A 15,942-nucleotide genomic window follows, 5' to 3' on the forward strand; every position below is an offset into this window, starting at 1 on the left:
TAGGAGAGACTTATGCAGATTCATTTATTAGACATTTCTTCCTGTGATGGCAAGACGATCCAGGAATCAGTTATTCCTGAACTGGAGAAGATTGATTTTCAGATGGGAAGTTTTCCGGTACTTGCGAAGGAACCGGTAGAGCTTACGATCACCAATACCGGTGATAAGGTTCTTGAGCTTACAGGAACCGGTAAGATTACAGTGGGCATTCCCTGTGACCGCTGTCTTGAGACAGTAGTCGTCGAGATACCGCTGGAATTTAAGAAGAAGCTTGATATGAAGCTTTCTGATGAAGAGCGTGTCAATGATCTGGATGAAAGCAGCTATCTCACAGGTATGAACCTGGATGTGGACCGGTTGGTCTATCTTGAGGTATTGATATGCTGGCCTTTAAAGGTCTTATGTAAAGAAGACTGTAAAGGTATCTGCAGCCGCTGCGGGAAGAACCTAAACGAAGGTCCCTGCGGATGCAAGGAGGAGCCTAAGGATCCCCGCATGGCAGCTATCAGTGATATATTCAGTAAATTTAAGGAGGTGTAACCTATGTCCATTTGTCCTAAGAACAAATCTTCCAAAGCTAGACGTGACAAGAGAAGAGCGAACTGGAAAATGAGCGCTATGAACCTTGTTAAATGTAGCAAATGTGGAGCACTTATGATGCCACACAGAGTTTGCAAAGCTTGCGGAAGCTACAATAAGAAGGAAATCATCAAAGTTGAGGACTAATTTTAATTAGACAGTCAATATATGATGCGAAAAGAGTCTGGTATGCTGAGATAAGTATACCGGCTTTTTTTATACTCTGGGGGGAAATAAAAAAATATGAAACAGAACAAGAATCAGAAAAATACCGCCGTGAACCAGATCACAGAGGGTGTGATCTGGAAGCAGCTTCTGATATTCTTTTTTCCGATTTTGTTTGGAACTCTGTTCCAGCAGATCTACAATACTGCCGATACAGTTGTAGTAGGCCGCTTTGTGGGAAAAGAAGCATTGGCAGCAGTAGGAGGCTCATCCAGTATGATCGTGAATCTCATCGTAGGTTTTTTTGTAGGTTTATGTTCCGGTGCGTCTGTAGTGATTTCTCAGTTTTACGGAGCGAAAGACCACAAAAACCTTAAAAAAGCACTTCACACATCCATGATCTTCTGCCTGGCTGCCAGTATTATTGTGGGAACAGCAGGTTTTATCCTGGCTGAGCCGATCCTTCACCTGATGAAAACACCGGCAGAAGTAATACCGGATTCTGTGTTGTACCTGCATATCTATTTTGCGGGAACATTTTTTAATCTGGTCTATAATATGGTATCCAGTATCTTAAGAGCAGTGGGGGATTCCAAAAGACCGCTCTATGTGCTGATCATTACCTGTTTGTTGAATATTTTGCTGGATGTTGTATTTGTAGTGATCTTCCATATGGGAGTCCTCGGTGTTGCACTTGCAACAGTCAGCTGCCAGGCAGTCAGTGCCATCCTTGTAACCTGGTTCCTGATGCGCGCAGAGGATATTTATCGTCTGGAATTTCATGAGATTCGTTTTGATCTCCGGTCTTTTGGGGCAGTTCTCAGGATTGGACTTCCGGCAGGACTGGAATCGGTGATGTATAATATTGCCAATCTCACCATTCAGATTTTTGTCAATGAACTGGGGACTGACACAGTTGCAGCCTGGGGAACTATGGGAAAGATTGATGCGGTGTTCTGGATGGTATGCAATGCTTTTGCCATCTCAATTACCACCTTTGTGGGACAGAATTATGGTGCCGGAAAATACCACCGCATGCGAAAAAGTGTCCGCGTCTGTATGGTGATGGCATACATTTCGGCGTTTATTGTAAGCGGAGCACTTATTCTGTTCGCAAATCCGATCTACCATTTGTTTACAACAGATCAGGTGGTTGTAGACATTGGGGTGCATATGATCCGTTTCCTGATTCCGTCCTATGCTATTTATGTTGTGATCGGAATTCTTTCCGGAGCGCTGCGTGGTGCCGGAAGAGTACTGGTTCCTATGATTTTGACCTGTGGAGGAGTCTGTCTTTTACGTATCATCTGGTTGTTTGCTTTTGTAAGATCTCATCCGGGGATCGACAGTATCATGCTCAGTTATCCGGTGTCCTGGATAATTACTGCGGTACTGTTTGTCATCTATTATTTTCGGCGATTTCCAGGTATGCAGAAAAAGAAATAACGATATATGAAAAGGTGCTGATTCTGTGCAATAGCAGTGATCAGCACCTTTGTTTTGTTCGAAAGATGTCGATTTATTACGTATAGATTTGATTGCCTGAAAGCTGAAAAAGAGGTATTCTGGATGCAGATAGATGAAACATATGTAATGGGGATGACCAGATATGTATAATCTGCAAAAAACAATACGATATGGTTTTTGGTTGATACTTGAAGTTATTGCGCTGTGTGTCGGTATGATTTATAGCACGAGGACTGTACGGGCTGAACCTGAAGTACAGCAGCCGGCCAGAAAAGTAACAGAAGTTGTTACTGAAAAATGGACTGTGATCAGTGGAAAACGTCTGGATCTTATCCTGAAATATATGGGAGATATAAATTTTGAAAAAGAAGGAATCAGTCTTCGTATCCCTGCTTCTGTGGCACAAAGCTGGAAGGTAGCAGAGAATGGTACAATACAGGCACTGGTACAAAAGGTTTCCAATCATTCATATGAAATAAAGATCTATAAAGGCACTCAGAAGATCACGGATATTCCGGGGAGCCGGATCATGATACCGGTAAAAGAGATGTTTCCCAACGGAGATCCGGAAACTATGGAAATTACGGATTCCCGAGGAAGAAAACTAAAGACATTCCTGGATAAAAAGCAGGATCTTCTGATCGTTGACACGGACGAGACAGGAATCTTCTGCGTAAGAGGTCGGAAAATAGATGATATAGAAGAGAATCCTTTTGCAGTGGCAGTCCTGACGACAGCAACAATGATAACAGTGCTGATCGTAGGAATCCGAAGCAGATCCGGAAAGCGAGGTGACAGTCATAAAGGAGAAAAGTAGGCAATGGACCCTGATCTTTGGACTTACTGTGGTGTTATCTATGACTGCTTTTTTTATGATGTATCTCATAAATAATGAATATACAGCGAAAGGCGAGCAGCCCATTCAGGGAATCCTTTGTCTGGATGATAAAGATGCGGCGGCAAAGCTACATTATCTTGCCAGGGAATGGCAATATTTTCCGGGAAAGCTGCTTACACCTGAGATGCTGAAAAAGGATCCAGGATATTACAGTTGTTATATTTCGATCGGAGAACGTAATGAAATGGAACTGGGGAATAAAGAGGCTTCTACGTATGGATGTGGGACATACCGGATGTTTCTGATCCTGCCCGAAGAGGAAAAAATCTGGGCGATATCTATGGCGGAGGTTTTTTCCGCATACCGAATCTATATCAATGGAGAACTGGCCGGGGAAGTGGGGGATCCTGACGAAAAAACCTATATGGACCGGGTCATGAACCGTGTTTTTACGTTTCAGGGATCCGGGGTTGTAGAGATTGTCATAGCAGTAGCAGACAAAAGCCATATCAGATCCGGAATCCAGGCTATTCCGGTTTTGGGATCTCCGGTCCGTGTAAGCATACAGAGAGGACTGCGGGTACTCGGAAGCGGCTGTGCCATTGCGTTCTGTATCTGTATCATGTTTGGGACTCTTATGGTACATGTCAGAACCAGGACAAAAGAATTTGCTATTTTTAATCTGGTCTGTCTCTGTGTGGCAGGATATTCATTATGCTCCCTGGTACATAATTTTTTTCTTCTTCCCACAAGGCCCTGGTATGCCCTGGAAACTATGATCTATTATCTGATCCTTTCCTGCATGATCCGGCTTGAGGATTGTATTATAGGAAAAAAAAGGGGCATATATCTGTTTCTTTTGATCGATCTCTGGATCGTAGTAGCTTTCTTTCTGGAGATTTTTGCGGATATACTTCCTTCAGCCAGGCTTCTTTATGATGTTGTCTGGATCAGGGAGGCAGTCAAATGGGTGGCAGCGATCTATATGCTGCTCAATACTTTTGGAGAAACAGATTGCAGATATGGAAAGATCGTTTTGGTGGGAACAACGATTTATGCCTGTTCCCTTGTGGCAGATCGGATAGGGTATCTTTATGAGCCGATTTTGGGAGGAGGTTTCCCGGAGACAGGTGGGCTGATACTGACAGCTGCGTTTGGCTGTGTTCTGTGGAGAGATCTGTCAGAAGCATATAAGATCAGTCTGACTTATGAGGTATATAGTCATCAGACTGAACTTCGTCTCCTTGCCCAGAAAAATCATTACGACCGATTAAAAGAACAGATGGAAGAAACCAGCCGTGTCCGTCATGATATGCGTCAGCACCTTCGTGTTCTGTCTGCATTACTGGAACGTGAGCAGTATGGAGAAATGCAGAAATACCTTTGCCGGTATACCCGTGAATTCCAGGAACGTTTGACCTATCATTCTTACTGTAAAAATCAGGTTGCCGATGCGATCTTACATTATTATGAAGAACTATGCAGAAAAAACGGGATCGTTTTTCAGTGTCAGGTAGAGGCACCGGAAAAAACAGGGATCCAGGATACAGATTTCTGTCGTCTCTTTGGAAATCTTCTGGAAAATGCCATAGAAGCGGCACAGCTTTGTCCGAAAGGCAGTTCCAGATTTGTCCGTGTACAGATACGTACCAGAAATAATAAACTTCTTATAAAAGAAGAAAACAGCTGCACAGATCCCTTACGCAGAAATAAAACAGGATTTTTTTCAGGTAAGCATTCCGGACAGGGGATCGGAACTGCGTCGATCATGGAAATTGCGGCACGTTATGGAGGGTTTGCGGATTTTCAGTCTGAAAATGGCATTTTCAAAGCTGAGATATTTCTTCATCTGACGCAAAGAGATACTGAAGATAGGCTTTACGGATAGCAGAAGAGCCACGTTTCCGGATCTGGACGACCTCCCCGTTGTCCAGAAGGAAGCCTTCTTCAGAAGCTTCCTGTATACGATCCATATTGACGACACAGCCACGATAACAGGAGAGAAAATTAGGACAGTCCCGGATCTGCTCCTCAAATTTGTGAAAGGTAAGATAAGAACGGACCGGACCGGCGTCGGTATGAAGGCACACTGCATTTCGGAATGTATCTGCATATAAAATACTGCGCAGAGGGACCCGGATGGGAACCCGGTCAGAAACGACTTCAATGTAACGGGATGCCAGTAAAAGCCTGGATTGAAAGGAATCCAGAATGGAACAGAGTTTTTCTGGCTGAAATGGTTTCAGAAGATAATAGGAGGCTCCTACATCATAGCTTTCCACAGCAAAATCACTGCTGGTAGTGACAAAAACAAGGATGCAGCTATCGGACTGTCTTCGGATCCTGCGCGCAGCTTCCATACCTGTCATTCCGTCCATATAAATATCCAGGAACAGGATCTGAAATTTTCCGGGCTGATAATCTTCAAAAAATTCTTCTGCGCTGAAGAAATGACAGATTTCTGCCCGGATCTGTTTTTTCTCAAAATAGGAAACAGCGATATTCTTCAGGGCTTCTGCATCCGTTGAGATGTCATCAATAATTGCAATATTCAAAACAATATAACCTCCGGTTTATAAAAGAGTAGTAAAAATAGTATATCATAATTTTGGCGCATATCCAATGTCGGTTTTTTGCCCGAAATGACGTATTATGTAGAAAATTATCAGAAATAAAAAATTGAGGATCATTTGATCAAATAGATCAAGTCACCTGTTTTTATTGAAAATATCCGTTTGACCATAAAAATGTCATATTTCATGGAAACTGTCATTTTGTCACAGGTCTGTTGTCATTTCCTGATAATTTTTTTACAATAGCGTCAAAAGATACGAAAGGCGGTGGATATACGAAAAATAAGGGCAGCAGCTGGCGACACCAGAAACTGTTGACCAAGATCCAGATAAAAAACAATCCCCCAAGAGGGCTGTACTTCTAGATTTGAGGTACAGCCCTTTCCCCTGTCATAACAGTGATTCTTGACGGAATCGTGGAAATTCGCTATCATGGAAATGATTTTTATATACTTTGGAAGAAAACGGAGAAAATGCGCATGAACATTCTTAATATAGAACATATCCACAAAATTTTTGGAGATAAGGTGATATTTGATGATATCTCCTGCGGCATCGATCAGGGAGAAAAAATAGGTATCATCGGTGTAAACGGAACCGGTAAGACTACTTTGCTCCGCGTGATCGCCGGAGAGGAAGAACCGGACGAAGGGCAGGTGATCACCCAGAACGGGATCCGGATCAGCTGGCTTCCCCAGACTCCGGAATTTCCGCAGCATATGACCATTCTGGATTATGTGGCAGAAGGCAAATGGCAGAAGGACTGGAGTACCGAAAGTGAGGCCAGACGCATGCTGAATACACTTGGTATTACCGATCAGAATATCAATATGGATAATCTTTCCGGTGGTGAAAAGAAAAGAGTGGCGCTGGCAAGGATGCTTTTAAATCCGGCTGACATTCTGATCCTGGATGAGCCTACCAACCATCTGGACGGAGAAATGGTCATATGGCTGGAAGATTTTCTCCGGAATTTTCGTGGGACGGTGATCATGGTCACTCATGACCGTTATTTCCTGGATCGTGTGGCAAACCGGATCCTGGAGATCAGCCACGGAAAATTATATTCCTATGCAGGAGATTATTCCAGATTTCTGGAGCTGAAAGCGCAGAGAGAGGAAATGGAGCTTGCCAGTGACCGGAAGCGCCGCAGTGTACTTCGGATGGAACTGGAATGGGCAGCAAGAGGCTGTCGTGCCAGAAGTACAAAACAGAGAGCAAGGCTTGACCGTTTGGAAGCACTGAAGGCGGGAAAAACCCCGCTGAAAGAGCAGAATGTGGAAATGGATTCCATTGAGACCCGTATGGGAAAGAAAACCATAGAGTTTCATCATGTAAGTAAAACCATCGAAGGTCGTCTTTTGATCAATGATTTTGATCATATTGTTCTTCGTGATCAGCGTCTCGGGATCATCGGACCAAATGGCTGCGGTAAGTCCACACTTCTTAAAATGGCAGATGGACTGATCTTGCCGGATTCCGGAGAGATTCAGATCGGAGAAACGATCCGTATCGGGTATCTTGCCCAAAACGTTCCGGATATGGATGGAAGACAGCGAGTGATCGATTATATCCGTGAGGTGGCGGAATATGTTCCGACAAAAGAAGGAAGGATCACAGCTTCCCAGATGCTTGAGAGATTTCTTTTTGATCCGGCCATGCAGTACACCCCGGTGGAGAAGCTTTCCGGAGGTGAGAAGCGAAGACTGTATCTTTTGAAGGTTCTGATGGAGGCGCCAAATGTTCTTCTTCTTGATGAGCCCGGAAATGATCTTGATATTCCCACCATGACCATTCTTGAGGACTATCTGGATTCTTTTTCCGGCATCGTGATCACGGTGTCCCATGACCGCTATTTCCTGGATAATGTGGTGAACCGTATTATGGCATTTGAGGGAGATGGCCGGCTTGTCCAGTATGAGGGCGGTTATACGGATTATCTGGAAGCAAAGGAAAGAAAGGGACAGTCTCTGGAAATGCGTTCAGATATGAATGGCGGTACAGTACAGGGAGAAACAGCTGAGCCTGAGAAAAAGAAATCTGCTGCAGATACCTGGAAACAGAACCGGAAACAGAAACTGAAATTCACCTATAAAGAACAGAAAGAATTTGACACTATTGACGATGACATTGCAGCATTGGAAGAACGTCTGGAGCAGATTGACAAAGAGATGGCTGCCAATGCCACAAATGCGGGAAAACTCCGGGAGCTTTCCGACGAGCAGCAGGAAATCCAGCAGAAGCTGGACGAAAAAATGGATCGCTGGGTATATTTAAATGATCTTGCAGAGCAGATTGAAAATCAGAAAGAGTAAAAGATATTGACTTCTCAGGCAAAACTCTAGTATCATAAATAACGGTACGTTAACCGGATAAACTGCGAAGCAGTTATTCGGTTATGAGTAGGTAGCGAATGCGGATTTCGAATATCCGCTTAACTTTTGGTACTCTGCAATGAAAATCCTTATACGGATGTGTATGAGGATTTTCACTACAGTGTACCATATGCATTCCGAAAAGATTTCGGACAGAGAAAGGACAACATATGTCAGAAATGGTAAAAGTCGTTGTAGATGCAATGGGTGGTGACAATGCTCCCGAGGAACCGGTAAAAGCCGCAGTGGAAGCTGTGAAAGAAAAAGAGAACATCCAGGTCATCCTTACAGGAGTACAGGATGTGATCGAAGCAGAGCTTCGGAAATACCCGGATTATCCTAAGGACAGGATCCGTGTGGTGCATGCGTCTCAGGTGATCGAGACTGCGGAACCTCCGGTCATGGCTATCCAGAAAAAGAAAGATTCCTCTATTGTAGTGGGATTAAATCTTGTAAAAAAACAGGAGGCCGATGCCTTTGTTTCCTCCGGAAGCACCGGTGCGGTACTGGTAGGAGGCCAGGTGATCGTAGGCAGGATCCAAGGGATCCGGAGACCACCTCTTGCTCCGCTGATCCCTACGGCAAAGGGCGTTTCCCTTTTGATCGACTGTGGTGCCAATGTAGATGCGAGACCAGATCATCTGGTACAGTTTGCGCAGATGGGTTCCATCTATATGGAAAATGTAGTGGGTATTAAGAAACCAAGAGTTGCTATCGTTAATAACGGTGCTGAGGAAGAAAAGGGCAATGCGCTGGTAAAGGCTACCTTCCCTCTGTTAAAAGCATGTAAGGATATCAATTTCATCGGAAGTATTGAGGCGAGAGATATCCCGTCAGGTTATGCAGATGTAGTAGTCTGTGAAGCTTTTGTAGGAAATGTGATCCTCAAGCTTTATGAAGGTGTTGGAGCTACTCTGATATCTATGATCAAAAAAGGTATGATGACAAACATTCGCAGTAAAATGGGAGCTCTGATGGTAAAACCTGCTCTTAAGAAAACCTTAAAATCATTTGATGCCAGTGAATATGGCGGAGCACCGCTTCTTGGTCTGAAAGGTCTTGTGGTCAAAAGCCACGGAAGTGCCAAAAGCGTAGAAATCCGTCATGCGATCTTTCAGTGCGAGCAGTTTAAGGAAGAGAAAATCAATGAAAAGATCGAGGAGTTTATAGCAGCCGAGCAGAAAGCACAGGCAGAAGAAAAAAGCGAAAAAAAATAAAACCGGGATTGCCGGAAATATTACAGACAGAACAGGAGGCGAACAGTCGTGGAACTGGAAATGCTGAAGACCATCATCGAAAAAACTCTGGGAAGAAATATGGATGCCATTACAGAAAAAACTACCTTTGTGGATGATCTGGGAGTGGATTCTCTGGATTTTTTTCAGATTCTTATTGATCTGGAGGAAACTTTTGATGTTCGTATCGCCCCGGAGGAAGCCGAGGAGATCGTTACTGTCGGCGATGCAGTGGAGACTCTTCGCCGGGTAACGAAGGGAAGAAGAAATGGAAAATAATTTAAAAAAGCTGGAGCAGACTATCGGATACCAGTTTACCGCAAAATCTTTACTGGAGCAGGCAATGACACACAGCTCCTATGCCAACGAAAAACACCTTGGAAAGCTTGGATGCAATGAGCGTCTGGAGTTTCTTGGAGATGCGGTGCTGGAGCTGATCAGCAGTGATTTCCTGTACAAAAAATTCCGGAATAATCAGGAAGGTGAGTTGACCAAGAAACGTGCCAGCATGGTATGTGAAAAGAGTCTTGCCTACTGTGCAAGAGAATTCGGGCTTCCGGAGTTTATCCTCCTTGGAAGAGGTGAGGAAATGATGGGCGGTCGTAAAAGAGATTCCATCGTTTCTGATGCCCTGGAATCTCTGATCGGGGCTATGTATCTGGACGGTGGATTTGAACCGGCACAGGCTTTTGTTATGAAATTTATCCTGAACGATCTGGAGGATAAGAGGATTTTTTATGACAGCAAGACAGTGCTTCAGGAAATGGTACAGGAAGGCGGAAATCATCCGGTGGAATATCGTCTTCTGAAAGAAGAGGGACCGGACCACAGCAAGAGCTTTACTGTGGAGGCGCTGATCAATGGAAAAAGTATGGGAACCGGAATCGGCCATACAAAAAAGGCAGCAGAACAGGCTGCAGCTCTAGAGGCAATACGCAGTATAAAATAACAGCAGGTGGCCAATGTATCTGAAAAATATAGAGGTGCAGGGATTTAAATCCTTTGCACAGAAAATAAATTTTGAATTTCATAACGGGATCACCGGCATCGTAGGACCTAACGGCAGCGGAAAAAGTAATGTTGGCGATGCAGTCCGCTGGGTTCTGGGAGAACAGAGCGCCAAGCAGCTTCGAGGCGGGAATATGCAGGATGTTATCTTTTCAGGAACGGAGCTTCGCAAGCCTCTGAGCTTTGCGTCCGTGGCTATTACACTTGATAACAGTGATCACAAGCTCCCGGTGGATTTTGAAGAAGTAACCGTTACCAGAAGACTGTATCGTTCCGGTGAGAGCGAATACCGCATCAACGGCAGCTCCTGTCGTTTAAAGGACATCAATGAGATGTTCTATGATACCGGTATCGGAAAAGAAGGATATTCCATCATCGGACAGGGTCAGATCGATAAGATCTTAAGTGGAAAACCCGAAGAACGCCGAGAGCTTTTTGACGAGGCAGCCGGGATCGTCAAATTTAAAAGACGAAAAAATACCACACTGAAGAAGCTTGAGGAAGAACAACAGAATTTGGTCCGTGTCACGGACATCTTAAGTGAGCTGACCAAGCAGCTGGAACCGCTGGAACGTCAGTCTGAGACTGCAAAAATATATCTGGCAAAAAGAGAAAATCTGAAAGAGCTGGATATAAATATGTTCCTCCTGGAATATGAACACACCGGAAATCTGATCCGCGAGCTGGAAGAAAAAACCAGGATCGCAGAAAATCAGTTAAAAGAAGCCCAGGATGCTCATAGTCGTACCAAGGATGAATATGAACGTCTGGAAAAAATACTGGAAGAGCTGAATGAGCGGATGGAGGCGTTGCGGGAAGAAAGCCGGGATCGTGCTATCCGTAAACAACAGCTGTCCGGTGAGATCAATGTTCTTCATGAACAGATCCTGGCAGGAGAGCAGAATGATAGTCATTATCGCAGCCGTCTTTTAGCAGTTCAGGAAGATACGGAGAAAAAATCTGCAGACCAGGAGGCTCTGGAAGAGCAAAAAGCAGATCTTCAGGCAAATTTACGGGAGATCGATAGAAAACTTGCTGACGAGCAGAAAAAAATGGACAATATCCAGAGCAGCATCGAAGAATGCACCCAGGCAGTGGAAGATGGTAAGAATGAGATCATTGAGATCCTTAATTCCCGTGCAAACACCAAAGGTAAGGCACAGCGTTTTGATGCCATGAAGGAGCAGCTGGATATCCGGAAAGCAGGGATCAGTCAGAGGATCCTTTCCCTGAAAACCCAGGAAGAGGAGCAGCAGTCAGCGATCGATCAGGCACAGAAGGAATACGACACTATCACGAAGGCCATTCAGGAAACCAGAGAAGAAGGCAGCCGTCTTACAAAAGAGATACATGCCATCCAGGAAACCCTTAAACAGCAGAATACACAGCTGGAAAAGGAACAGACGTCCTATCATAGAGAGGCATCCAGACTGGAATCCCTCCGCAATATCACAGAACGTTATGATGGATATGGAAACAGTATCCGCCGTGTCATGGAACAGAAGAATCATGTTCCTGGGATCCGTGGCGTAGTGGCGGATATCATTCACGTTGAAAAAAATTATGAGATCGCTATTGAGACAGCTCTTGGCGGAAGTATTCAGAATATCGTTACGGATAACGAGCAGACTGCCAAGCAGATGATCGAATTCCTGAAAAAAAACCGGTATGGTCGTGCGACTTTTCTCCCGTTAAACAGCATTTCTTCAAGAGGCGAGTTTAATCAAAGAGGTGCTTTGAACGAACCGGGAGCTATTGGTCTTGCCAGTGGCCTGGTAACTGCAGAGAAGGAATATGACGGTCTGATCGGTTATCTTCTTGGCAGAGTGCTGGTGGTGGATCATATCGATCATGCTATTGCCATTGCCAGAAAATACCGACACAGTATCCGTATGGTAACGTTGGAGGGAGAATCCTTAAGTCCAGGCGGTTCCATGACCGGTGGAGCTTTTAAGAACAACAGCAATCTTCTTGGGCGTCGTCGTGAGATCGAGGAACTGGAAAAGAAGGTAAAAGAGCTGGCAGCCGGGTATCATGAGATCCGACAGTCCATGGAAGATAACCGCAGCAGAAGAAATGAGATGCGTGATACTGTGGCGGCGCTGCAGCAGAAATTTCAGGAACAATCCATTCAGCAGAATACAGCCAGGTTGAACATTGAACAGCTGGAGAAAAAAGCGGAGGAGATCCGCGGCGGTTATACCAGGATCGAGAGGGAGCAGGAGGAGATCCGTCTTCAGGCAAGAGACATGCAGGCAGATAACATAAAGATCACGCAGGAACTTGAAGCATCCAAAAGGGATGAGGAAGAGCTGGAAACGTTTATCGAGACCCGGCAGAAGGAGCTGGAGGACTGGAAAAAGGACGAAGCGGAGACTTCAGAGAAGCTGGAAAGGATCCGTCTTGACGCATCTGCATCCCAGCAGAAGGAAAGCTTCATAAAGGAAAATCTGCGGCGCCTGAAAGAGGAGATCGAAGTTCTTTCGAAAGAGAGGGAAGAAATTCTGGATTCTCTGGAAAAAGGCAGCCAGGAAACTGCAGAAAAGAGAAAGACGATCGACAAGGTCCGTAAGGAGATCGAAGGCTTTGCCGCAAAAGAAGAGGCGGCTGCAAAACAGCTGGAAAAATGGCAGCAGGAAAAGGAAGAGCGCACAAAAAGCCATAAGGAGTTTTTTGAAAAGCGTGATGAGCTGTCCGGCCAGATCAGTCTTCTGGACAAAGAATGCTTCCGACTGAAGACTCAGGCAGAAAAGATCGAAGAGAACCGGGAAGCAAGGATTTCCTATATGTGGGAAGAATACGAGATCACTCCGAATAATGCCTTGCAGTACAGGAAAGAAGAAATGAATGACAGGCATGTGATGAAGCAGCAGATCCATAAATTAAAGGACGAGATCCGAGCTCTTGGCTCTGTCAACGTCAATGCCATTGAGGATTACAAAGAACTTCTGGAACGGCATACGTTCTTAAGCGGTCAGTACAACGATCTATTGGAAGCGGAAAAAACGCTGGAACAGATCATCCAGGAGTTGGATGAGGGCATGCGGAAGCAGTTTAGCGAAAAATTCGGAGAGATCCAGAAAGAATTTGACAAAGCCTTCAAAGAACTGTTCGGCGGAGGCCGGGGAACTCTGGAACTTGCGGAAGACGAGGATATCCTTGAGGCAGGGATCCGGATCATTTCCCAGCCGCCCGGAAAAAAACTTCAGAACATGATGCAGCTTTCCGGTGGAGAAAAAGCACTGACAGCCATTGCACTTCTTTTTGCGATCCAGAATCTGAAGCCTTCACCATTCTGTCTTCTGGATGAGATCGAGGCTGCACTGGATGATTCCAATGTAGGACGTTTTGCGGGATATCTTCAGAAGTTGACGAAGAACACACAATTTATTATAATAACACATAGACGTGGTACCATGAATGCAGCAGACAGGCTTTATGGAATTACCATGCAGGAAAAAGGGGTATCCACGCTGGTATCCGTAGATTTAGTAGAGAACCAGCTTACCCAGTAGCAGAGGGGATGAATCAGTATGGCAGAAGAAAAAAAAGGATTTTTTAAACGTCTGGTAAGCGGACTTACCAAAACGCGAGACAATATCGTTGCCGGATTTGATTCCATTTTCAGCGGTTTTTCCAGTATTGATGATGATTTTTATGAAGAACTGGAAGAGATCCTGATCATGGGAGATATCGGTATTAATGCAACCACCTCCATTCTGGAGCATTTAAAGGAGCAGGTTGCTGAGCAGCATATCAAGGAGCCGTCCCAGTGCAAACAGCTTCTGATCGACAGCATCAAAAAACAGATGCAGGTAGAAAGCACAGAATATGAGTTTGAGAATCGGAAATCCGTGATCCTTGTGATTGGTGTCAACGGAGTCGGCAAGACTACCTCCGTAGGCAAATTGGCCGGTAAATTAAAGGATCAGGGAAAAAAGGTCATCCTCGGGGCAGCAGATACCTTCCGTGCGGCAGCCGGGGAGCAGCTGACACAGTGGGCCAACCGTGCAGGCGTTGAGATCATCGGCGGCCAGGACGGAGCAGATCCGGCATCTGTTGTCTATGATGCCGTGGCAGCAGCCAAAGCCAGAAATGCAGATATTCTGATCTGCGATACCGCAGGAAGACTTCATAATAAGAAAAACCTTATGGAAGAGCTTCGCAAGATTTACCGTATTCTGGAACGTGAGTATCCGGAAGCATATTTGGAAACGCTGGTAGTTCTTGACGGAACCACGGGCCAGAATGCGCTTTCCCAGGCAAGACAGTTTGCCGAGGTCGCAAACGTTACCGGAATCATTCTTACCAAACTTGATGGTACAGCCAAGGGCGGAATCGCAGTAGCGATCCAGTCTGAGCTTGACATACCAGTAAAATACATCGGAGTAGGCGAAAGTATCGATGACCTGCAGAAATTTGATGCAGACGCATTTGTAAACGCCCTCTTTGACGTAGAAGAAAGGAGCTAAATACAAATGCTTACATTAGAGAGCTTTGAGGAAGCGGCAGCAAAAGTAAAAGAAGTGACACAGGAAACAAAGCTGATATACAGCAGTTATTTCTCAGATATGACGGGAAATAAGGTTTATCTGAAGCCAGAGAATATGCAGCGTACCGGTGCATATAAGGTGCGTGGCGCATATTACAAGATCAGCACACTTTCTGACGAAGAGAGGAACAAAGGTCTGATCACTGCATCTGCAGGAAATCATGCCCAGGGTGTTGCTTATGCTGCACATAAATATGGAGTAAAAGCAGTCATTGTCATGCCAACTACCACACCACTGATCAAGGTAGAGCGCACCAAGAGTTACGGTGCGGAGGTTATCCTTCACGGCGACGTATATGACGAAGCCTGCGCACACGCACTTGCCCTTGCAGAAGAAAAAGGATATACCTTTATCCATCCATTTGACGATCCGGCAGTAGCAACCGGTCAGGGAACCATCGCCATGGAGATCGTACAGGAACTTCCGCTTGTAGATTACATTCTGGTACCGATCGGAGGGGGCGGACTTGCTACAGGTGTCTCCACACTTGCGAAGCTTCTGAACCCACACATCAAAGTCATCGGTGTTGAGCCGGCAGGCGCAGCATGTATGAAGGCATCCCTGGAGAAAGGGGAGGTCGTAACGCTTCCTCACGTAAATACTATCGCAGATGGTACTGCAGTACAGACTCCGGGAAAAAATATCTTCCCATATATCCAGGAAAATCTGGACGATATCATTACCATCGATGATGATGAACTGATCGTGGCTTTTCTGGATATGGTAGAAAACCACAAGATGATCGTAGAGAACTCAGGACTTCTTACTGTAGCAGCTCTCCGTCATCTGGATGTAAAGAATAAGAAGATCGTTTCCATCTTAAGCGGTGGAAATATGGATGTGATCACCATGTCATCGGTTGTACAGCACGGACTGATCCAGCGTGACCGTATCTTTACCGTATCCGTACTTATTCCGGATAAGCCAGGTGAACTGGTACGTGTTGCAAGTGTGATCGCTGAAAATCAGGGTAATGTTATCAAACTGGATCATAACCAGTTTGTAAGTACCAACCGAAATGCAGCCGTAGAACTTCGGATCACTATGGAAGCATTCGGAACAGATCATAAGAATCAGATCGTTGCAGCTCTGGAAAAAGCGGGTTGCAAACCGAGAGTGGTACGTGCTATACTGTAGGACATGTTATAT

At 45.1% G+C, this 15,942-nt stretch carries 13 protein-coding genes; 12 read left to right on the top strand and 1 reads right to left on the bottom strand.

The window, feature by feature from the left end:
• Positions 1–12: 12 nt before the first annotated feature.
• The 5 genes from EAI83_RS08345 to EAI83_RS08365 all read left to right on the top strand — a co-directional run bounded on the left by EAI83_RS08345 (position 13) and on the right by EAI83_RS08365 (position 4,937).
• Entirely contained in the window at positions 13–540 is a 528-nt protein-coding gene (locus EAI83_RS08345) for a YceD family protein (RefSeq protein ID WP_129975054.1), read from the top strand.
• Between the two features lie 3 nt (positions 541–543).
• On the top strand, positions 544–726 hold the full coding sequence (gene rpmF / locus EAI83_RS08350) for a 50S ribosomal protein L32 (protein ID WP_015525241.1): 183 nt from the start codon (positions 544–546) through the stop codon (positions 724–726).
• Positions 727–822: 96 nt separating this feature from the next.
• Positions 823–2,190 carry an MATE family efflux transporter gene (locus EAI83_RS08355; protein WP_129975056.1) on the top strand — a complete coding sequence of 456 codons (1,368 nt, stop codon included), beginning with the start codon at positions 823–825 and terminating at the stop codon, positions 2,188–2,190.
• Between the two features lie 235 nt (positions 2,191–2,425).
• A complete protein-coding gene (locus EAI83_RS08360; RefSeq protein ID WP_129975058.1) occupies positions 2,426–3,028 on the top strand; it encodes a hypothetical protein in 603 nt (200 codons plus the stop codon).
• Positions 3,003–4,937: a GHKL domain-containing protein gene (locus tag EAI83_RS08365; RefSeq protein ID WP_161206351.1), complete on the top strand. Its 1,935-nt coding sequence runs from the start codon at positions 3,003–3,005 to the stop codon at positions 4,935–4,937. The genes EAI83_RS08360 and EAI83_RS08365 overlap by 26 nt, the downstream gene beginning before the upstream one ends.
• Here EAI83_RS08365 and EAI83_RS08370 read toward each other — a convergent pair.
• Positions 4,876–5,604, bottom strand: coding sequence for a LytR/AlgR family response regulator transcription factor (locus tag EAI83_RS08370; RefSeq protein ID WP_129975062.1), 729 nt, complete (start codon positions 5,602–5,604; stop codon positions 4,876–4,878). The two genes, EAI83_RS08365 and EAI83_RS08370, sit on opposite strands and share 62 nt — an antisense overlap.
• Positions 5,605–6,101: 497 nt before the next feature.
• Here EAI83_RS08370 and EAI83_RS08375 point away from each other — a divergent pair, with 497 nt between their 5' ends.
• From EAI83_RS08375 to ilvA, 7 genes are all read left to right on the top strand, one after another.
• Complete coding sequence (locus tag EAI83_RS08375; RefSeq protein ID WP_129975064.1) at positions 6,102–7,937, top strand: ABC-F family ATP-binding cassette domain-containing protein; 1,836 nt, start codon at positions 6,102–6,104, stop codon at positions 7,935–7,937.
• Positions 7,938–8,167: 230 nt separating this feature from the next.
• Complete coding sequence (plsX, locus tag EAI83_RS08380; RefSeq protein ID WP_092069919.1) at positions 8,168–9,214, top strand: phosphate acyltransferase PlsX; 1,047 nt, start codon at positions 8,168–8,170, stop codon at positions 9,212–9,214.
• 48 nt (positions 9,215–9,262) lie between these two features.
• On the top strand, positions 9,263–9,511 hold the full coding sequence (locus tag EAI83_RS08385; protein ID WP_021652554.1) for an acyl carrier protein: 249 nt from the start codon (positions 9,263–9,265) through the stop codon (positions 9,509–9,511).
• On the top strand, positions 9,501–10,181 hold the full coding sequence (gene rnc, locus EAI83_RS08390; protein ID WP_022427036.1) for a ribonuclease III: 681 nt from the start codon (positions 9,501–9,503) through the stop codon (positions 10,179–10,181). The genes EAI83_RS08385 and rnc overlap by 11 nt, the downstream gene beginning before the upstream one ends.
• A 13-nt stretch (positions 10,182–10,194) precedes the next feature.
• Entirely contained in the window at positions 10,195–13,755 is a 3,561-nt protein-coding gene (smc, locus tag EAI83_RS08395; protein ID WP_092069922.1) for a chromosome segregation protein SMC, read from the top strand.
• Between the two features lie 18 nt (positions 13,756–13,773).
• Positions 13,774–14,712, top strand: a complete 939-nt coding sequence (gene ftsY, locus EAI83_RS08400; RefSeq protein WP_015525230.1) for a signal recognition particle-docking protein FtsY — start codon at positions 13,774–13,776, stop codon at positions 14,710–14,712.
• A 6-nt stretch (positions 14,713–14,718) separates the two neighbouring features.
• Positions 14,719–15,930, top strand: a complete 1,212-nt coding sequence (gene ilvA / locus EAI83_RS08405; protein ID WP_015525229.1) for a threonine ammonia-lyase — start codon at positions 14,719–14,721, stop codon at positions 15,928–15,930.
• The last annotated feature ends 12 nt before the right edge of the window (positions 15,931–15,942 follow it).

Source organism: Blautia sp. aa_0143, assembly GCF_004167315.1.
Taxonomy (GTDB): Bacteria; Bacillota; Clostridia; order Lachnospirales; family Lachnospiraceae; genus Blautia_A; species Blautia_A fusiformis.